Source organism: endosymbiont of Riftia pachyptila (vent Ph05), assembly GCF_000224455.1.
Lineage (GTDB): Bacteria > Pseudomonadota > Gammaproteobacteria > Chromatiales > Chromatiaceae > Endoriftia > Endoriftia persephonae.
The window spans coordinates 21988-42099 of record NZ_AFOC01000012.1; the positions used below are offsets into that span (position 1 = coordinate 21988).

Below are 20112 nucleotides of genomic sequence, written 5' to 3' on the forward strand. Positions count from 1 at the left end.
AACCTCAAGTACTGCCTGTCGCTGGGCGGTGGTCGGACAGTGGAGGAGGCTTCGGTGAAGGCATGGGGTGACGGCCTCCGCCGCACGTTGCTGCTGACCCTGATCTTTGCCCTAGTGGCCGGGCTCTGGTTGTTGGGGGGCGATACTGCTATCAGCGGGCTCTTCCCGAACACTGCTTCTCCCGAATGGCAGGAGGCCTGGAAGGAAGGGCTGCATCTGCTGGTTATCTCGCTGATTTTCTTTCTGCTGTTGCGACGTGAGGCGGCCATTGCCGCGCGCCATCGGCAGGCATTGATAGAGAACCGGGACCACTACCGCCAGTTTTACGCAGAGGCGCCGGTCGCCTATCAGTCTGTCGATTCAAAGGGAAACATTCGTGAGGTCAATCATCAGTGGGAATGCTTGACCGGCTATTCACGGCAGGAGGCTTTGGGCCGACCCATGCGTAGCTTGATCTCCGAACGGGGACTACCGGCCTTTGATGCGACCTATGCCCGCTTTTTGCGTGGCGAAGATATCGGGGGCACAGAGCTGCTCCTGTGCCATCGTGATGGTCGGGAGCTGATTCTGAAAGTGGAGATCCGTGTGCATCGGGAGTTCTGGCATGGAGAGGCTGGGGATATTTGTGCCAATACATACTGCGCTCTGTTTGATGTCACTGCCCAGCGGCACTCCGAGGAGGCGCTGCGTGAGAGCGAATCCCGGCTGTCGCTGGCGTTGGAGAACGCCACTGACGGTATCTGGGACTGGCATGTTGCGACCGGTGAGACCTATTTCAGCCCGCGTTGGGAGACCATGCTTGGTTTCGAGCACGGCGAGCTGCCGCCGAACTACCGTAGCTGGGCCGATCGCGTCCATCCCGATGACTTGCCATTGGCTGAGGCGGCGCTGGAGGCCCACTTCGCGGGCCGTACCCCAGAATACGCCATAGATCATCGGCTGCGCACCAAGAGTGGCCGCTGGAAATGGATACTTGCTCGGGGACGAGTGGTGGAACGTGACGCTGCAGGCCAACCTTTGCGCATGGTCGGCACCCATGTGGACATAGATCGGCGCAAGTCGATGGAGCAGCGGCTGATCGCCTCGGAGGCGCGCTATCACCTGGTGGCGCAGGCGGGCCGGGTCGCCGCCTGGGAGCTCTGGCCGGAAACTGGGCGCTTGCTGGGGGATCCAATGCTGTTCCGCCTGTTGGGCTACCAGCCTGAAGATCTGAGTGACGCCTGGGCGGAGTGGATCAAACTGGCGTTGCCCGAGAGCCAGCGTCAAATCGAGGAAGAGATTGAACGATTGCGCCGGGGCGATGCGCAGCGGGTCTCCCTTGAGATGCAGGTGCGGCACAAGAGTGGTCGGACGGTCTGGTTGCATTGTAATGGCCGCCTGATGGATGAAGGGGAGGATGGAATCGAACGGGTGCTTGGCATCTGTGTTGATATCAGTGAGCTGCGACAGGCGACGGCCGATCTGCAAGCGAGGGAGACCCAGTTTCAGGAACTGCTCGACTCGCTCAGGGAAGGGGTCTGGGCCGCCGAGCTCGATGGCAGCCGCATCCTCTATGTCAACCGTGCTGTGGAGGAGATCTACGGTCGTCCCGCCAAGGCCTTCGATGAACAGCCGCAGCTCTGGCTTGAGGCTGTGCATCCGCAGGACCGCAAGGGTGTTGAGGAGAGAACTGCCCGCCTCTGGGATGATGGACGGGTCGAGCTCGAGTACCGTATTTGCCATCCTGATGGCGAAGTGCATTGGGTGCTCGACAACAAGTCGGTGATCATGGATGCACAGGGCCGCCCCGTGCGCATCGGTGGCGTGATGACAGACATCACCCTGCGCAAGCAGGCGGAGCAGGCACTGATCCGGGAGCACCTGCAGGCCGAACGCTACCTCGAGGTGGCGGAGGTGATGCTGCTGGGGCTCGACCGAGAGGGGCGTGTCGACCTGCTCAACCGTAAGGGATACGAGATCCTTGGCTATGAGCCGGGCAGCCTCGAGGGGCGGGACTGGTTTGAAACGGTGCTGCCTGACGGGGAGGTAGAGCCGGTCCGGCAGATCTTCGATGAGATCATGCAGGGTCGAGTCGATCTGCATACCTATGTGGAGAATGAAATTGTCACGCGCAGTGGGGAGCGGCGGCTCATTGCCTGGCGCAATGCCACTGTCCGTGATGATGAGGAAAGGATTACGGGCACTTTCAGCTCGGGCAGCGACATCACGGAACTGCACCTGGCCGCTAGTGAACGGGAACGGCTGCGCCGGGAATTGGCACAGGCACAAAAGATGGAGGCGGTGGGGCGGCTTACTAGCGGTATCGCCCATGATTTCAACAATATTCTCGCTAGTGTTCTCGGCTATACCGGTCTGGCAATAGAACGTTTTGCTGGCGAATGCCCGGCAAAGATGAGGGACTATCTGTACGAAGTTCAGACTGCCGGTGAACGTGCCCGGGATCTGGTGGCACAGCTATTGCGATTCAGTCGGGGCAGCGGGAGTGAACCCCAGTGCCTTCAGCTTATCCCCCTCGTTAAGGAGGTGGTGAAGATGCTGCAGGCGCCCATGACTACAGGTATCACCTTTGAGACCGATCTTGATCCTGACACGCCGCCGGTCTATATCGATCCGGTTCAGGCCCATCAGGCCCTGGTAAACCTCTGCATCAATGCCAGGGACGCGATGGGGGGGCGGGGCATGATCCATATTAGCCTGCACCGGTTGGAGCAGGTTCAAGCCGAATGCGCCAGCTGTCACAAGATCCTCAATGGCGAATGGGTGGAACTTTCGGTGAGTGATGAGGGGGTGGGTATAGAGCCGGGGCAGTTAAATCACATCTTCGACCCCTTTTTCACCACCAAGGAGCTGGACGAGGGGAGCGGTATGGGGCTGGCCGTGACGAGGAGTGTTGTTGAGCAACATGGCGGTCATATCCTGGTGAATAGCGTACCCGGGGAAGGTAGTTGCTTTCGGTTGCTGCTGCCGCTCGCCGCCGAAATGGCATTGAAAAACGAAAGGCTTTCGTCGTCGCCTGACACCACCGTACCAGAGCGGATCAGTGGTCATCTGCTGGTGGTAGATGATGAACATTCACTCATCGACTATCTGCAAGACCTGTTACAGAGCCAAGGATGCAGGGTCACGGCAGTGGATAATGCACAGAAGGCTTTGGAGTGCTTTATGGATGCACCCGAATCATTCGATCTGGTGATCAGCGACCAGATCATGCCCAACATGACCGGCAGTGAACTAGCCCGTCGTCTGCTGGCAATTCGTCCTGGGTTGCCGGTTATTATCTATTCCGGCAATAGTGAGAGCCTGGACGAGAAGCGTGCCCATGAGATGGGTATCAGCCGTTTCTTGCGCAAGCCGGTGGAACCCGGGACCCTGTTGCAGGTGGTGGCGGAGTTACTGCCCGCAACCGACTGATCCCCCAGGGGCCACCGCAAGTTGTCGAATGCAATGCTTGGTTTGCCCCCGCCATGCTCAGTTCCCCTCATGTGGCATCGATCCGGAAACGGCTGGCCTGGGAGCGGAGGGAATCTAGCCCCTGGCTGAGCATGCTGCTGACCTGGATCGTCTTGTCCGCTGCCTCGGCGGTTTCCGCTGCCACGGTCCCGATGGTCTCGACATTCCGACTCATGAGCTCAGCGGTCTGTCCCTGTTCCTCCGCAGCAGTGGCGATCTGGGTATTCATGCTGGTGATGGTGCCGATGGCATCGATGATCTTCTCCATGGCATTGCTGGCCTCGACGGCGCGGCTGCTACCCTCGTCCGCTTGGAGCCGGCTCTCCTCCATGGTTACCACAGCCTTCTTCGACTGTTGTTGCAGGCGTTCGATGATCTGGCGGATCTCTTCGGTGGAGGTCTGAGTGCGGGCCGCCAGGGCACGGACTTCGTCGGCTACCACGGCGAAGCCGCGTCCTTGCTCGCCAGCGCGGGCTGCTTCGATGGCTGCATTAAGGGCCAGTAGGTTGGTCTGTTCCGCAATGCCTTTGATTACCTCCAGCACCTGACCAATGGACTGGCTGTCCTGTTCCAGCTCACCGACTACCGTCGCTGCGGCGCCGCTCTGCTGCATTAAGGCATCCATCACATCCGCTAATTGGGCCATTATCCTCTTGCCGGAGACCGCTTCCTGGTTGGTTTCCTCTGCCGCATCCGCGGCTTGGGCAGCGCTGCGGGCCACGTCCTGAACTGCATCGGAAGTGGTGTTCATAGCACTGGATAACTGGTTGATCTCGATATACTGCTTGCGCGCCCCGTTCTGGGAGATCTCGGCCACCGAGGTCAGGTTGATTGCCTCCTGACCGATGTGGATGGCGTCATCGATGACTTGGCGCACCATGTTCCCGATCTCCACCAGCATGGCGTTGTAGGCGCGGCTGGTCTGGCTCACTTCGTTGTCCAGATCGGATTCGGGCATAGGTTGCGTGAAATCCCCTTCGCTGACCCGCAGGAACCGGTTACGCAGGGTCTCGATCGGGTCCATCAGCGTATGCAGGGTATAGATACGGATATTGTTAGTGAAGAGCAGCAGGACGACGATCATGCCGATGGCCCAGCCGGCTCGCAGGAAGACCTGATGGTTGGCCTCTCTCTCCATTAGCTTGACTGCCTGGTTGGCCTCCTCCAGTACTTTTTGGGCTTTTTCCCGAATCGCCTTCAGGCTGTCGAGGGAGGGGGTGGCGAGATAGGCCTCCAAGTGCCGCCGGTAGGCCGACCAGAGTCGGCTGGTCTTTGCCAACTGTTGCCGGATAGCCTCGTTCATTGGCGGGGTGATGCCTGCTTCAGGATCTCCTAGGAGCAGTCGGTGCTGGGAATCCTCGAACAGTGCCAGGGTTTTCTGTACCACCGCCAGCGGTTCCACCCCCTGGACCACCATCAACGCCTCCTTAGCCACTCGCTGGCTCAACATGCGCTGGCGGCCGGCGATGTTGATGGCAGCGGCGTCACTGTCGAGGCTCCAGTAAATGGATGCAATCGAAAACAGACCAAAGGCGATCAGCAGGACATTGAGCGTTAGCAACTGGCTGCGGATGCGCTTGATTCCCACCAGATCCAGGGAGTGTTGGATGAAGCTGCCGATCAGTCTTTTCATGGTTCAGCCTTCTTTTGAGTGCGTTTGAACGGGGCCCGGCTGCATGCCGCCTCGGCGTCAGAGATATCGATTAGTTAAAAAATATCGAATACATCGATATTCGGCGGGAAGAGGCAATACTTTAGGATTACTTTGTCTGACTGGACCTAAAAATAACTGATTGAAAAATATAAAATATATGGCATGAATTATCTGCCAAGCAATGAAAGGAAAAGCATCAAATGAGAATTGCCAAGGTCATCTTAGTTATCTAATAGGTGTATAAATATAATAAATTGCATTGTGGGGCGATTCTAAGATTTTCAATACTGTTTCAAATGACATTTCACGAACAAGACAAGGTCCGTATTTCATTTGGCCACACACTATATTAATGGTCTGATGCAAGCGCAGAGAAAGAACATGGAACGCATGGAGGAGGTGGTTGTAGAAGCCGATGCCCAACGTTTCCAGCAATCCCCGTGGGATCATCGTGCCATCTTGAATCAAGTTGCTATGGTCGCGCTTTTTTATGATCTCTAGCGCTTCTCAACTCAGTGTCATCATCCCAGCTATCGATGAGGAAGATGCCCTGCCGCTGTTACTGAAGCAGTTGTGGCGACAGCAGGATATTGAACTGGAACTGATCCTAGCCGATGGCGGTTCGCGGGATTCGACCCTGTCGATCGCCAGCGCCCACGGGGTTAGGATTGTGGCAACGGATGCGGGGCGGGGGCGGCAGATGAATGCTGGTGCCGCCGTCAGCTCTTCTCCGTTTCTGCTGTTCCTGCATGCGGACTCGGGCCTGACTGATGAGCGGCAGTTGGCTGATGCCTTGGCTGCGCTCAAACAGGCGATGCAGGCGCGTGGCCAGCAACGCATTGCTGGCCATTTTCGACTGAGTTTTTGCCGCAGCCGCCCCGGTCAGGGGTTCGTCTACCACTACTACGAAGAGAAGAGCGCCCTCAATCGGCCGGAGTGTACCAATGGCGATCAGGGGTTTCTGCTGCCGAGCAGCCTGTTCGATGAACTCGGTGGGTTTGATGAGTCGCTCTGGTTTCTGGAGGATCAACGCCTGGCCGAGACGATCCGCAGCAAAGGAGAGTGGATCACCCTGCCGGGTACCCTGGAAACCTCGGCGCGCCGTTTTGAGCAAGAGGGGCTGGGTCGGCGCATGATCCTCTCGGCACTGATCATGAATTTTCACGCTATCGGCCTGGATGCTTTCTTCGAGCGTGTCGCAGCAGTCTATCGTAACCAGTCGCAGACCGGGCAGCTGCAGCTGGCACCGATCTTCCGCTTAATTGATGCGCTGAACCGGGAGGCTGGTAGTCGCGTGGCCCGACATCGCTGGCTGGCGTCCGGGCGTTATGTGCGTGGTCATGCCTGGCAACTCTTCTTCCTGTTCGATCTGGTGCTGCAACGGCTGTTGGGGGGCCGCCGCCGGCCCGGTCTCTGGCTGCATGACCGTGTGTTCCGGCCGCTGACCGATTTTATGCTCTTCGACTGGCTGACAGCCGGCCTCGCTTGGCTCTGGTTCCACGCCAGCTGGCGCCTGTTTCGCCGGCTGGAGCGAGGCCAAACGGGGCGCGACTAACCTTAAAATATAGGGCGGCCCGTGGCCGCCGCGTGTCATCGATTAAAATCAAGGATGATGTCGTGCACAGCCCGATCTATAGCTTGGTCGCTGCAGCTTCTAGCAACTTTGGGTGGCCAGCGACTGCCAGGTGCTGACCACCGTGTCCGGGTTGAGGGAGATGCTGCTGATGCCTTGTTCCAGCAGCCACTGGGCCAGATCCGGATAGTCGGATGGACCCTGACCGCAGATGCCGACATACTTGCCCTGCTCGCGGCAGGCTGTGATCGCCATGCCAAGCATCTTCTTCACCGCCGGGTTGCGCTCATCGAACTTGTCGGCGATCAGCGCGGAGTCGCGATCCAGTCCCAGGGTCAGCTGGGTCATGTCGTTGGAGCCGATGGAGAAACCGTCGAAGTGCTCGAGAAACTCTTCCGCCAGCACCGCGTTGGAGGGCAGTTCGCACATCATGATCACGCGCAGACCGTTTTCACCGCGCTTCAGGCCGTTGGCCGCCAGTAGCGCCTGTACCTGAGCCGCCTCCTCGAGGGTGCGCACAAAGGGGATCATGATCTCCACATTGTCGAAGCCCATTTCCCCGCGTACTCGCTTCAGCGCCCGGCACTCCAGCTCGAAGCAGGGCTGGAAGCTGTCGGAGAGATAGCGGGAGGCACCGCGAAAGCCGATCATCGGGTTCTCTTCGCTGGGTTCGTAGCGCTCGCCGCCGATCAGGTTGGCGTATTCGTTCGATTTGAAGTCCGACATGCGCACAATCACCGGATGTCCCTGAAACCCCGCCGCCAGGGTGGCGATGCCCTCCACCAATTTGTCGATATAGAAGGAGACTGGGTCGGCGTAACCGGCGCACTGATCGCTGATCTGCGCCTGCAACTCTTCAGGCAGCTGGTCAAACTCTAATAGCGCCAGTGGGTGCATGCCGATGGTGGTGTTGATGATGAACTCCAGCCGTGCCAGACCGATGCCGGCATTGGGGATGCGGCTGAAGGCGAAGGCGTGGCTCGGGTTGCCGATGTTCATCATGATCTTGGTGTCCAGCTCCGGCAGTTCGCCACTGTCACCTTCGGTGACGCTGAAGTTGAGCCGTCCCTCATAGATAAAGCCGTCGTCGCCCTCGGCGCAGGAGACGGTGACTACCTGGCCGTCGCTCAATTTGTCGGTGGCGTCGACGCAGCCCACTACCGCCGGAATGCCCAGCTCGCGGGCGATGATCGCCGCGTGGCAGGTGCGGCCGCCGCGGTTGGTAACGATGGCGGCGGCGCGTTTCATCACCGGCTCCCAGTCGGGGTCGGTCATGTCGGTCACCAGCACGTCGCCCGGCTGAATCCTGGCCATCTCGGAGATGTCGTTGATCACTTTGGTGGTGCCGGTACCGATGCGCTGGCCAATGGCGCGGCCCTGAGCCAGCACAGTGCCCTGCTCTTCGAGACGAAAGCGTTCCACCTTGGCGTGATCGACCCGGCTCTCCACCGTCTCGGGGCGCGCCTGCAGGATGTAGAGCTGGCCATCTTCACCATCCAGCCCCCACTCGATGTCCATCGGACGGCCGTAGTGTTGCTCGATGATCAGCGCCTGGCGGGCGAGGGCTTCCACCTGCTCATCGGAGAGGGAGAAGCGTTTGCAGTCAGCCTCCGGTACATCGATGGTGATTACGTTCTCCTCGCCCGCCTTGCCGTAGGTCATCATGATCGCCTTACTGCCGAGGGTTTTGCGCAGGATGGCGGGGCGACCAGCAGAGAGATTCTCTTTGTGGACGTAGAACTCATCCGGGTTGACTGCGCCCTGTACCACCGTCTCGCCGAGGCCGAAGGCGCTGGTGATGAAGACTACGTCGCGAAAGCCCGATTCGGTGTCGAGGGTGAACATCACGCCTGAAGAGCCGATGTCGGAACGCACCATGCGCTGGATGCCGGCGGAGAGTGCCACCTCGTCGTGGTTGAACCCCTGGTGCACCCGGTAGGCGATGGCGCGGTCGTTGTAGAGCGAGGCGAACACCTGCTTGATGGAAATCAGCACATCGTCGATGCCGCGTACGTTGAGGAAGGTCTCCTGCTGGCCGGCGAAGGAGGCGTCGGGCAGATCCTCCGCAGTGGCCGAAGAGCGTACCGCCACCGCCGGTTCGACGCCGCTTGCGCGGGTCATCTTCTGGTAGGCATGCACCACCGCGTTCTGTAGCGCTTCCGGCAGAGGGGTCTCCACCACCCACTGGCGGATAGTACGGCCCGCTTCGGCGAGGGCCTCTACGTCGTCCACGTCAAGCTTTGCCAGCAGAGGGTCGATGCGCTGATCGAGGCGGCTGTAGCGGATAAACTCGCGGAAGGCGTGGGCGGTGGTGGCAAAGCCGTCGGGTACGCTGACCCCAGTTTCGGCGAGGTTACTGATCATCTCGCCCAGGGAGGCGTTTTTGCCACCGACCTGTTCCACGTCGTCCATTCCCAGGTTCTCGAACCAGATGATTTGTTCTGCCACAGTATCGCCCTCGTTCTTCATAAGCTGATTTGAATTACGCATGGTGTTGCCCTCGCGTCAGATGCCTTGTTGGAGCCTGGGAAATCTGCTGGATGTACTTCCATGTTGATCTCCGCTAAAAAAAGATGTTACCTGTGTGTGCCGATATCCCACGCTAATGGAAGGCTTTTTTTTGTGATAGGCGGCACACAAAAGATTATTTATTCGTCTTAGTTTGTTCCCGTTTGCAGCTTCCACCACTGCCACATAAGCAGTTGCCACCGCAGCCGCCCCCTTCTTGCGGGGGCGGGCCGAACTCTGGGTGGGCCTTGGCAAACCGTCGTGCCAGCGACTGCACCAACAGCCAGCCCAGCAGTAGCAGCGGGATCACGCTCATGGCGATCAGGTAGTCCCACATCTCACCCGCCTCCCAGTCCGGCAAACCCCATGAAAGAGAGCGATAGCAGGCCACCGAGCATCAGACTGATGGCCGCGCCCTGGGAGAGCTCGGCAGGGTGGAGAGCTCCAATTTTTCACGCAGTCCGGCCATTAGTAGGATGGCGAGAATGAAGCCGGTACCGGCACCGATCGCATAGACTAGCGACTGCAGAAAGTCGTACTCCTTGAAGGTCTGGAACAGTGCTAGGCCAAGGATCGCGCAGTTGGTGGTGATCAGTGGCAGGAAGATGCCGAGGGAGCGGAACAGCGCCGGGGTGAATTTCTTCAGTGTCATCTCCACCAGCTGCACTGCGCTGGCGATCACTGCGATGTAGGCGATCAGGCGCAGAAATTCGATGTCGAAGGTAACCAGTATCTGGTTGATGGCGAAGGCGCAAACCGAGCTGACCAGCATCACGAACATGGTCGCCAGCCCCATCGGCAGGGCGGTGTCGAGCTTTCCCGAGACGCCGAGAAAGGGGCAGAGGCCGAGAAACAGCGCCAGCACGAAGTTGTTGGCCAACACTGCGTTGAGAAAGATGAAGCTGAGTGATTCGGTTGGCATGTTCTTTCTCCTTAACTTGGCTCCACTGCTGCCAGTTTTGCGGCTTCACGGCGCTGATTGATCCACTCGAACAGCAGTAACCAGGCCCCCAGCACGATGAAGCCTCCTGGCGGCAAGACCATCACCACCCAGGGCTGAAATGCCTCGCCGAAGAGATCGATGCCGAACAGTGCGCCGGCGCCAAGCACCTCGCGCACCACACCGAGGCAGAGCAGGGCGAAAGTAAAGCCGGCCCCCATGCCAAGATTGTTGATGAAGGTCTTGATGGGGCGATTTTTCGAAGCATAGGCCTCAGCGCGACCGAGGATAATGCAGTTGACGACGATCAGCTGGATGAAGGCGCCGAGCGCGTTGTAGAGATCGAGGGAGATCGCCTGAATCGTGTAGTCGACGATGGTGACGAAGGTGGCGATGATGACGATGTAGGTGGCGATCCGCACCTGCCTGGGGATCATATTGCGCATCAGCGAGATCAGCAGGCCGGAGGCGAGCAACACAAAGGTCGTTGCCAGCCCCATCGCCAGCGCATTAATACCGGAATTGGTTACCGCCAGCACCGGGCACATGCCGAGCAGCATCACGAATACCGGGTTCTCTCTCCAGAGGCCGGCGGTGAAGGTCTCCCAACTGACCTGGTTTTCCTGTTTTCTGCTCATTCTTCCACCTGTCTGTTTGGCGGTGTGACGGGCTCGGGTTCGATCTGATCGAGATGGGGAGTGAGTTGCGGTAGCAGGGCTCCGACCGATTGGTTCAACGCCTTGCCCACCGCCTTGGAGGAGATGGTGGCGCCGGAGATGGCGTCGATCTCCCAGGGGTTGTGTTTGCTGCCGTGCTTGACGGTGACGATCGGGTGTTCGAGGGCTGTGCCGGTCGGGTCGAGGCGGGCATCGAGCTGGTCGAAATTGGCGACAAAGCTGGCATCCGTGATGATCTTGTCGCCCAGGCCTGGGGTCTCGGTTAGCTTCAACACCTTGATGCCGCGGATGCACTGGCAGGCCGGGTCGTAGCCGTAGAGCAGATGGATCACATTGGCATAACCCTGGGCCCCCGCATTGGCGGCGATGCCGCGCAGTTGGCCCTGGGCGTCGAAGCCGGCATAGATGCGGGTTCCACTGCCTGGATCTTTATCACTAACGGGTGTGATGCCCTGATCGGTGACGATGAAATCTCGGTGCGAGACTGCCTCGGGGATCACCTGGAATACCGCCGCCTCGATGGCGCGGCGCTGATTCTCTTCGATGGCTGGTTTGGTCAGATGCACAGTGGTGACCACCAGCGCACCGGAGAGCATGGCGATACCGCCGAGGGTACGGATCATCCTGCCGGTGGGTGTGGCCGGCTGCTGCAATTCGTGCTCGGCCAGACTCATCGGTTTGCCCTTGCGCCAAACACCCGGGGTTGGGTGAACTGGTCGATCAGTGGGGTGGCGGCGTTGCCGAGCAGGATGGCGTACATCACCCCTTCAGAGAGCCCGCCAAAGAGTCGAATGATGACAGTGAGAAAGCCGATCAGCAGGCCGTAGATTATTACTCCCCGGGGGGTGACCGGAGAGCCCACCATGTCGGAGGCCATGAACCAGGCCCCCAGCATCAGGCCGCCGGAGAACAGCATGAAGAGCGGATCCGGTGTATTGGCCGGATCATGCAGATAAAAAGCGCCGCTAGTCAGCACCACGCCCGCCATTACCGACAGCGGGATGCGCCAGTCGAGCATGCGACGGAATGCGAGATAGAGTCCGCACAGGAGGATTAAAAGAGCGGAGGTCTCACCGGCGGAGCCGGTGGCGGTGCCCAGCAATAGGTCGAGGCTGTTGGTCTCGATACCTTCGAATTTCTGCAGACCCAGTGGGGTGGCGCCGCTGAAGGCATCGATCCGCACCTGTTCCACCCAATCGCCAAGCGCTGGTGGTTTCAGGAAGGGCAGGGTCAGGGTGGTCGGTACAAAATGGCTGAAACGGTCGTCGAACAGGGACGGTGTCCAGCTGGTGATGGCGACCGGGAAGGCGGCCTGGACAAACGCGCGTCCAACCAGGGCCGGGTTGAGCACGTTCATGCCCAGGCCGCCGAACAGGGCCTTGCCGAGGGCGATGGCGGCAAAAGCGGCGACAACTCCCATCCAGAGCGGAAAACCGGGCGGCAGCGTCAAGGCGAGCAGCAGTCCGGTGATGGTGGCGGACCAGTCACCAAGACTGCTGGGTTCACCGCGCATCTGGTTGAAGAGCCGCTCGAACAGCAGACAGGAGAGTGTCACGGTCAGCAACAGTGCCAGCGCGCTCAGGCCAAATTGCCAGACTGACCAGGTCGCGATCGGCAGCAACGCATAGACGACGTTGCGCATGATCTTCACCACATCGTCCGCCGCATGGGCGTGGGGAGTGGTGCGCAGTTCGATTTGCGGTTTATTGGTCATTTTTTATCAAGCCGCCTGTTCCCGGTTGATCGCCTTGGCGATGCGGAAGTACTGCACCAGCGGGATGTTGGAGGGGCAGACATAGGAGCAGCAGCCGCACTCGAAGCAGTCGTTGAGGTGGTAGCGCTCCGCCATGGTCTGGTATTGGCGTTTTGCTGCCAGCTGGCCTAGCTGCGACGGGTTGAGGTGCATCGGACAGGCGTCGACGCAACGCGCGCACTTGATGCAGGGCCAGATGCGGCGGGTCTCCGAGTTGATGTTCGGTTCATTGAGCACCAGCAGGCCGGAGCTGCCCTTGGTGATCGGCGTCTCCAGCGCGGAGACCGCCGGGCCCATCATCGGGCCACCGAGGATGAATTCGTTCTGTCCGCCGCTGTAACCCACCTGATCCAGCACAAAACCGATCGGAGTGCCCAATGGGACGAGATAGTTGCCGGGGTGCTTCACGCCGGGGCCGGCCACGGTGATCACCCGTTCGATCAGTCCTTCGCCCTTTGGCAGCAGTTGGCCGAGCGCAGCCAGGGTGCCGACGTTGTTGACCACCACGCCTACATCCGCCGGCAGGCCGCCGGCAGGGACTTCACGGCCCAATGCTGACTTGATCAGCATCTTTTCCGATCCCTGGGGATATTTGGTCTCTACCGCCACTACCTTGATGGTGTCGTCTCGGGGAGTATGGGTCTGCAGCTGCTCTACCGCATCCATCTTGTTATCTTCGATGCCGATCACCGCCTGTTTGGTGCCGGTGGTGCGCATCGCGTAGCGGATGCCGCGCATCAGCGCTTTCGGGTGCTCCAGCATTACCCGGTGATCGCAGCTCAGATAGGGCTCACACTCACAGCCGTTAACCACCAGGGTATCCACCTGCTTGCCTTCTGGGATGGTCAGCTTGACATGGGAAGGGAAGGCGGCGCCGCCCAGCCCGACCATGCCGCTCTCTTGCACCGCCTGAATCAACTGCTGTGGGGAGAGGGCGCCGATGTCGCGCTCCGATCCCCACAACACCTCTTGGGTGGACCCCTCATAGACCTCCAGCAGGATCGATAGCGACTTCGGCCCGCGCGCCGTCGGCATCAGCTCGATGCCTTTGATGCGTCCCGTCGCCGGTGCGTGGATCGGCACCGAGACAAAGCCGTCCGCCTCGGCAATCGGCTCGCCGCGCACTACCTCCTGACCCTTGTTGACGATCACCCTGGCCGGCTTGCCGATGTGCTGATCGAGCGGTAGCACCAGCAGTTCGGGAAACGGCAGTCGACGGATTGGCTGTGAGGCGGTCTGCTGCTTGTTATCCGGCGGATGGATGCCGTGCTGAAAAGAGCCCCGGCCGAAAAGCCCGAACAAGCTCATCGGTTGTCACTCCCTAGCGAGAAAAAAAAGTGGGAATGTAAAGGGCGCAAAGGAGATGCAACGGACGCCAAGAAAGATAAATTTATGGACTTTTTCGCTGTCCTCATCTTCGTCGGCAACGATATGCTTTCCTTAGTGATTGGCATCATTAATAACCTTACGACCTTTGCGTTATGCTTTTGACTCACTGGAACTTGGCTGCCCGTTTGATCAGTTTCTCCACATCCTTCTCAGCCATGTTCCAGGGTGTACCGGGATGCAGGCAGCCGGCGGTGCATTTCTCTGCCGCCTTGACGATGTCTTTGTAGCTGCCCGCCTGGGGGTCGATGACTATGGCCAGCTTGTCGTCGTTATAGGCGAAGATCTTCGGATTGATCCCGGTGCACTCGTCACAGGCGGTGCATTCGGGGGTTTCGATCCAGACCGGTTCGTAGCCCTCGGCGATGGCGCCGCTGTTGCTCCCGGCCGTCGCTGTGCCGCTGCCATTGGCAGAGACTGCGCCGGTTAGTGCCGCCGCATTGCCGGAGGCTGCCATCGATAGCAGGGTGGAGCTGAGGCGGTTGGCCATATCGATCTTGGCTTGTTCCACCAGGGCATCCACATCCACCTTGTCGAGTTCGCCGGCGATGCTCTTGAGCTGGTGCCAAAATTGGCGGCGCTCTTCAGCAGATTTGACGATCTCTGCAGAGCAGAGGATGCGCATCAGGCGGTTCTTTCCATCGACGCCCCAGATGTAGGGGTAGTTGCCTTCCCGCTCGTCATCGTCCATGTCGAGAAATTCGTGGAAGGGGATCATCTCGTCGCCCCAGGTCTCCGGCGGCGCCTTGCGGAAGTGCTTGCGGAAGCGGCCTTCGGTGGCGGCGAAGTCGGCAAAGGTCATCGGCAGTTCCAGTTTTGCTTCTTTGCCGTGCTCATCGACGTAATTAAGAGTGTAGCTCGGCCAGTCCTCTTCAAGCGCCGGGTTGCCCTCTAGGTCGATGCATTCTTCCAGGGTCTCACCCGCATCCGGGTCGAACTTCATCAGCGGATAGGCGCGGGCCTCCACCGCCAGTTTCGACTGGCGTGCGGTAGCATCGTCGGCGACGCCGTGCTCCGGCTGACAGACCGCGTAGATGTTGAACAGGGCCGGCCGGCGGCTGTTGAGGCCGTCAATATAGCCCTCGATCAGGTGAGTGATGTTGCTCAGCGAGCCTTGCAGCACATAGCTGGTGCGATGTGCTATGCCGATCAGGCTCATCTCTTTGCGCATCTCCTCTTTACCCTTCATCGCTTTGCCGTAGGGGGACATATCGGCTATCTGGGAGATGAAACCGGAGGTGCAGGCCTGACCGCCAGTGTTGGAGTAGACCTGGGTGTCGAGCACCAGCACCTTGATCGGCATACCGGATGCCAGGGCGCGGGAGAGGTTCTGGAAGCCGATGTCGTACATCGCGCCGTCACCGCCCACCGCGACCACCGGCGGGCACATCAGCCACTCGTCCTCACTAAACTCTTTCCAGCTGAACTGCTGGAAGAAGGGGTCGTGCTCTACAGGATTGTATCTATCTGCAAGCTCCAGCTCGGCACGGCGGATCGCCTTGAAGCCGTCGGCCATCTTCGCCATGTGGCCCTCGAACAGGCCCATCGCCATGGAGGGGCTGTCCTGAAACAGATGGCTGGCCCAAGGGAAAGGGTAGGGATTGAAGGGGTAGGTGGAGCCCCACACCGAGGTGCAGCCGGTTGAGTTGACTATGCCCATCGCGGCGCGGCCTTTTTTGCTCGGGCCTTCGCGGTAGTGCCAGTGCAGGTCGCGCAGCTCGTTTAGTATGCCTGTTACCCGTTTTAGCCACTCCCTGTCGAGTAGGGTTTTCTCATGCCCTGGGTCGATGGTGTCGCTCAACCGGGCGAGGGTCAGATCGCCTTCATCAGTTTCTGCCGCTTCATTGATCGCATCGGGGTCGCTCAAGTCGACACCGGAGGCGAGCTTGAGGCGGATGTGCTGCTCCAGTTGGGTGATCAGGTCGTCTAGTTTCGCCAGCTGCCGTTTTACTCGCGGCTGCATCAACGCGGTGACTGTGCTAGTGAAGAGGTGGGTGACGGTCTTCTCGCCACAGCCCAGGCAGGCGCCATCGCCGCACTCCATTGAGCTGTAGGTGTGTTTGTCGAGCAGCAGGGTCTCCAGCGCGCCGATCTTCTCGTCGAGGTCGTCGATACGGCTGTAGATTTCGTTGGTGGTGGGCAGGTCGAGCCAGAAGTTCCAGTCGTTGCGCAGCCGTTCGATGGCTGCGTTGTCCTGATGCTCGGCGACTAGCGCCAAGTCGTCACAGACATCCACACACTCCATGCAGCCCTTGCAGGTGTAAGGATTGACGGTGATGGAGAAGAGTCCGCCGCTGTTGGGGGCCTTCTTCTCTTTGATGTTCCAGTAGGGCTTGGTGACAGCGAAGTCGAAGCTGCCGAGGCCGTCGATGAAGCGGCCAAATTCCGCCTCCAGGGCGCTCCTGCGCATCCCTGCTCCCGCGTCATTAGAACGCCCCTGTTCGGCGTTGGTCTTGGCGTCCTCCTCCAGGTCGCAGGCGGCAATGGTCTCCAGGATCGCCTGGTCGAGCAGGTCGCGGACTCTGGCCTTCGCCCCCTGCTCTTTGATCAGTTCGCGCAGCCGCTTCTCCACCTTGCGGGTTTCGCGGCGCAGGTACTGGGTCGGCATGCCACCGGCTTCGATCCGGTTGATGACCGAGTTGAAGACTTCGCTGATGGTGTTGACCAGGCCGGGGATCGAGGAGTCGGGGCAGACAGTGTAGCAGTCGCCGCAGGCGGTGCAGTTCTCCGCCACCCATTTCGGGTACTCGAAGCGGATCTGTGTCATATCGCGGAAGATGCCGGTGGAGGCGGGCACCAGCGACAGCGCCTGGTAGGGGTCGGCCAGGTTGTCGGAGCCCTTGCCGCTGGCGTAGAAGCTGCCGGTCTGCTCCCAGAAGCGGTGGATGTCGGCGATGCCGCCGTCGCCCTCGGGCAGTTGTTTGAGCATCACCGGCAGGCCGATCTCCTTCTTCAACTGGTTGACGCTCTGAGCGCCGACCTGCATATCGGTGATCGGATGGATCTCATCGAAGCCACGACGCACGATGCGCAGGTTGTCTTCCACCACGCGTTTGCCTTTGGCGCCGAACTTGGCCTGCAGCTGCGCTTCGATGGATTGGAACAGCTTCTTCTCGTCGAGGCCGGCCATCTCCATTAGCGGTGAGCCGGCGAAGAAGGCGCCTTGGAAGGCATTGCCCTGCATGCGCAGTTGCAGTTCCGGGTTGCTGGCCTCCTCGCGGGCGATCTTGAAGCCGTCGATGTAGAAGATCTTGATCTCGTCATCCACCGCCTGCTGCTGCATCCAGCGTGGAAAGCTGGCCCACACCGCTTCGGGGCTCTGCAGACTCGACTGGATGATCAGGGTGCCGCCTTTTTTTAGGCCGTAGAGGGGGTTGGAGTGGCTGAATACATTGGGGTCGGGGCTCAGTACCACGTCCACATAGTGGTATTCGCAGTTGAGCGGGATTGGTGTGGGGGCCGCGGAGAGGTAATAGGTGGTGGGCTGGCCCTTCTTCTCGGAACCGTATTTCGGGTTCGCCTTGATCTCATAGCCGAGCAGGTCGTAGAGGGTCATCACCAGGTTCTTGCCGGTGGTGATGGCGCCCCAGCCACCCACTGAGTGCATCCGCACCGTGATGGAGCCTTCCGGCATCAGGTTGGGATTTTCGGAGCCGCGTACCGAGAGCTCACCCACATTAGGGTAGGCCTCCAGCAGCTTCTGGATGTGGATCTCCTGCTTCGGGTTGGCGGCCTCGCGCACAAAGTCGATGCCGAGGTAGAAGAAGGTCTTCTGATCACCGTCGGGCAGCATGTTCTCGATGGCGCCGATCAGCCCCTCGGGCTGCAAGTCGCGGGAGCCCATGCCGTAGGCACCGGAGTAGAGGCGTGGCGCCTCTTTCAGCGTCTTGTAGGTGGCGTAGTCGGGGTAGGGGAGCCTGTTTCCGGATTGGCTATCAGCTTGGCCGTTCTCCATGCACTTGGAGATGGCGGCGCGCACTTCGCGCATCAGTGGCAGGTCTTCCGCTAGCGGCTGGTCGGTACGCTCCAGCACCACCACACCTTTTTTTCCCTGCAGCGCCTTGCCGAGCAGGTCGCCGGGGAAGGGGCGGAACTGGGTGATGTCGATTACGCCGATCTTCAGTTTGCGGCTCTTTTGCAGATACTCGGCGACACCGCGTGCCTGCACTACCATCGAGCCCATGCCGATGATCAGGTAGTCGGCCTTGTCGCAGTTGAAGCTGCCGATGCGACCGTAGCGGCGCCCCGTCAGTTCGTAGTACTCGTCCATCACCTGTTCGGTCAGCTCGGTGATGTGATCATAGAAGTAGGGACGCTGCGCTGCCTGAGTCTGCATGTAGGCGTCCTGGTTCTGTACGCCGCCCGACTGCATCGGGTTGTCTACGTCCCAGATCGCCGGGATGCGGCGGCGCTTCTCACCGTAGAGCATCCGCTGGGCCGGGGTGGGGGATTCAATCTCGTCGTCGGGGCGGCCGAGAAACTCCTCAATCAGCTCGCGCTCCGGCACCTGCAGGGGTTCGATTAAATGGGTGGTGAGAAAGCCGTCCTGGGCCACTACTGCGGGGGTCAGTGACAGTTCGGCCACCTTGCGACCGATCAGGTTGAGGTCAGCGGCGCCCTGGGCGTCGTTGGCGAAGAGTTGGAAGAAGCCGGTGTCGTCGATGCAGTGGAAATCATCGTGGCCGCAATGCACGTTGAGCGACGCCTTGGTAATGGCTCGGCAGCCGATGTTCAGCACATAGGGAAGGCGTTTACCCGCCGCCGCGTAGAGCGACTCGTGCATGAAGGCGACACCCTGGGCCGAGGAGAAGTTGGTGGCGCGCAGACCGGTCATCGTCATGCCGGCGGTGACGGCAGCGGCGGCGTGTTCGGATTCGGGTTCGACAAAGATCAGTGAACGGTCGGAGATGTTGATATGACCCTTGGCTCTCTCCTCCGCCCAGTACTCGCCCATCTGCGTCGATGGCGTGATGGGATAGGCGCCGGCCGCGTCGGAGGCTTCCCGCTCACACATGATCACGGCGGTATTGCCGTCCATTGCCATGCGGATGCCAGGGTACTTGAATTGTTTCTCAGGCTTTTTGCCGAACATTGGTTACTCCACCAAACTTCAAAATTCCTAACTCACGGGTAGCGCTTCTTCCCGCACGATGTGCTTCGCCTTGATACCTTTGTGAACGCTACCGTCTGCATCGAGCCAGACGATGGCGCCGGTGGGGCAGCGCTGAGTCGCGATGGGGGAGGCGAGGCCGTTCTTTTCGTAGTTGATCACCGCCAGGTTGTTCTGAATGGTGATCAATCCTTCCGGGCTGTCTTTGGCGCAGCGCTCGCAGTTGGTGCAGGCGACCTCGCAATCGGCCTCGGCCAGGTCACCGTCCATCTGGTTCTTGCAGGCGACCCAGAGGCGGTGGGTGATCGGTTGGATCGAGAAGAGCCCCTTGGGACAGACTTCAACGCAGTCTTCGCAGGCGGTGCACTTGGCGCTGTCTACAATTGGTAGGCCGTGGGTATCCATGGTGATGGCTTCGAAGTCGCAGACCTCGGCACAGTCGGCCAGACCGAGACAACCCCAGCTGCAGGCCTTGGGTCCGCCGGAGACCGCAGCGGCGGCACGGCAGGAGTCGAGGCCGGCGTAGTGGGCGCGCATGCGGGCGACATGGCTGCCGCCGGCGCAGGCGAGGCGGGCGACGCGCTTGATGATGTCGCCGCTCTCCACGCCCAGGTAGTCGGCGATCTCTTCGTTGCCGTCGGCGCTGTTGACGGTGCACTGGCCTGGCTGTAGCTCGCCGGCGATCAGTGCCTCGGCGAAGGGGCGGCAGCCAGCGGTGCCGCAGGCGCCACAGTTGGTGGAGGGCAGCATCTCCTCCACCACATCGATGCGCGGATCCTCATAGACCCAGAGCTTGCGGTTGGCGATGGCGAGGGCTGCGGAAAGCGCGAGCCCGAGTCCACCCATGAAGAGGATGGATATGGTCACCTGAATCAACGCCTCGCTGCCCATGACACTAAAACCCAACTGAGTTGCTTGGTATAAACCTATAACTTTTGAGGGAGTCTAGGCAGGCGGCGATTATTAATCTACCAAATGTTTTTAATACAAATCATTAAAATAAATGAAAGCAATACATTAGATTGAGTAAATCAATGAAGGGGGCGATCTAGCGGAATCGA

The 20112-nt window shown here is 59.9% G+C and carries 11 protein-coding genes and 1 pseudogene; 2 read left to right on the forward strand and 10 right to left on the reverse strand.

The features are described 5' to 3' along the window. The first annotated feature begins 54 nt into the window (after positions 1-54). Entirely contained in the window at positions 55-3411 is a 3357-nt protein-coding gene (locus RIFP1SYM_RS03105; protein ID WP_039959646.1) for a PAS domain S-box protein, read from the forward strand. Positions 3412-3478: 67 nt separating this feature from the next. Here the strand turns inward: RIFP1SYM_RS03105 and RIFP1SYM_RS03110 are convergent, their stop codons facing one another. Then, complete coding sequence (locus RIFP1SYM_RS03110; RefSeq protein WP_005959190.1) at positions 3479-5083, reverse strand: methyl-accepting chemotaxis protein; 1605 nt, start codon at positions 5081-5083, stop codon at positions 3479-3481. 511 nt (positions 5084-5594) lie between these two features. Here RIFP1SYM_RS03110 and RIFP1SYM_RS03115 point away from each other — a divergent pair. Then, positions 5595-6659, forward strand: coding sequence for a TIGR04283 family arsenosugar biosynthesis glycosyltransferase (locus tag RIFP1SYM_RS03115; protein WP_006475767.1), 1065 nt, complete (start codon positions 5595-5597; stop codon positions 6657-6659). Between the two features lie 99 nt (positions 6660-6758). Here RIFP1SYM_RS03115 and ppsA read toward each other — a convergent pair whose 3' ends face one another. The 9 genes and pseudogenes from ppsA to RIFP1SYM_RS03165 form a co-directional block, all read right to left on the reverse strand. Continuing rightward, positions 6759-9146: a phosphoenolpyruvate synthase gene (ppsA, locus tag RIFP1SYM_RS03120; protein ID WP_420855210.1), complete on the reverse strand. Its 2388-nt coding sequence runs from the start codon at positions 9144-9146 to the stop codon at positions 6759-6761. A gap of 175 nt (positions 9147-9321) precedes the next feature. Beyond that, positions 9322-9522, reverse strand: coding sequence for a hypothetical protein (locus tag RIFP1SYM_RS03125; RefSeq protein WP_006475765.1), 201 nt, complete (start codon positions 9520-9522; stop codon positions 9322-9324). Position 9523: 1 nt separating this feature from the next. Then, positions 9524-10107: pseudogene (locus RIFP1SYM_RS03130) on the reverse strand (electron transport complex protein RnfA). Positions 10108-10118: 11 nt separating this feature from the next. Further along, complete coding sequence (gene rsxE, locus RIFP1SYM_RS03135; RefSeq protein ID WP_005959195.1) at positions 10119-10763, reverse strand: electron transport complex subunit RsxE; 645 nt, start codon at positions 10761-10763, stop codon at positions 10119-10121. After that, positions 10760-11476, reverse strand: coding sequence for an RnfABCDGE type electron transport complex subunit G (locus RIFP1SYM_RS03140; RefSeq protein ID WP_005959196.1), 717 nt, complete (start codon positions 11474-11476; stop codon positions 10760-10762). Before RIFP1SYM_RS03140 ends, rsxE begins: the two co-directional genes overlap by 4 nt. Further along, entirely contained in the window at positions 11473-12516 is a 1044-nt protein-coding gene (locus RIFP1SYM_RS03145) for an RnfABCDGE type electron transport complex subunit D (protein WP_005959197.1), read from the reverse strand. The genes RIFP1SYM_RS03140 and RIFP1SYM_RS03145 overlap by 4 nt, the downstream gene beginning before the upstream one ends. Positions 12517-12522: 6 nt before the next feature. Further along, on the reverse strand, positions 12523-13863 hold the full coding sequence (gene rsxC / locus RIFP1SYM_RS03150; RefSeq protein WP_005959198.1) for an electron transport complex subunit RsxC: 1341 nt from the start codon (positions 13861-13863) through the stop codon (positions 12523-12525). 184 nt (positions 13864-14047) lie between these two features. Next, positions 14048-19033 carry a 2-oxoacid:acceptor oxidoreductase family protein gene (locus RIFP1SYM_RS03160; protein ID WP_005959199.1) on the reverse strand — a complete coding sequence of 1662 codons (4986 nt, stop codon included), beginning with the start codon at positions 19031-19033 and terminating at the stop codon, positions 14048-14050. 27 nt (positions 19034-19060) lie between these two features. After that, a complete protein-coding gene (locus RIFP1SYM_RS03165; protein ID WP_139042046.1) occupies positions 19061-19897 on the reverse strand; it encodes an RnfABCDGE type electron transport complex subunit B in 837 nt (278 codons plus the stop codon). Positions 19898-20112: the final 215 nt, after the last annotated feature.

Bases quoted from the DNA above. Each gene is read 5' to 3' on its own strand.
- RIFP1SYM_RS03110 (WP_005959190.1), bottom strand. From the start codon at position 5,083: ATGAAAAGACTGATCGGCAGCTTCATCCAACACTCCCTGGATCTGGTG.
- RIFP1SYM_RS03115 (WP_006475767.1), top strand. From the start codon at position 5,595: ATGATCTCTAGCGCTTCTCAACTCAGTGTCATCATCCCAGCTATCGAT.
- ppsA (WP_420855210.1), bottom strand. From the start codon at position 9,146: ATGAAGAACGAGGGCGATACTGTGGCAGAACAAATCATCTGGTTCGAG.
- RIFP1SYM_RS03125 (WP_006475765.1), bottom strand. From the start codon at position 9,522: ATGTGGGACTACCTGATCGCCATGAGCGTGATCCCGCTGCTACTGCTG.
- rsxE (WP_005959195.1), bottom strand. From the start codon at position 10,763: ATGAGCAGAAAACAGGAAAACCAGGTCAGTTGGGAGACCTTCACCGCC.
- RIFP1SYM_RS03140 (WP_005959196.1), bottom strand. From the start codon at position 11,476: ATGAGTCTGGCCGAGCACGAATTGCAGCAGCCGGCCACACCCACCGGC.
- RIFP1SYM_RS03145 (WP_005959197.1), bottom strand. From the start codon at position 12,516: ATGACCAATAAACCGCAAATCGAACTGCGCACCACTCCCCACGCCCAT.
- rsxC (WP_005959198.1), bottom strand. From the start codon at position 13,863: ATGAGCTTGTTCGGGCTTTTCGGCCGGGGCTCTTTTCAGCACGGCATC.
- RIFP1SYM_RS03160 (WP_005959199.1), bottom strand. From the start codon at position 19,033: ATGTTCGGCAAAAAGCCTGAGAAACAATTCAAGTACCCTGGCATCCGC.
- RIFP1SYM_RS03165 (WP_139042046.1), bottom strand. From the start codon at position 19,897: ATGGGTGGACTCGGGCTCGCGCTTTCCGCAGCCCTCGCCATCGCCAAC.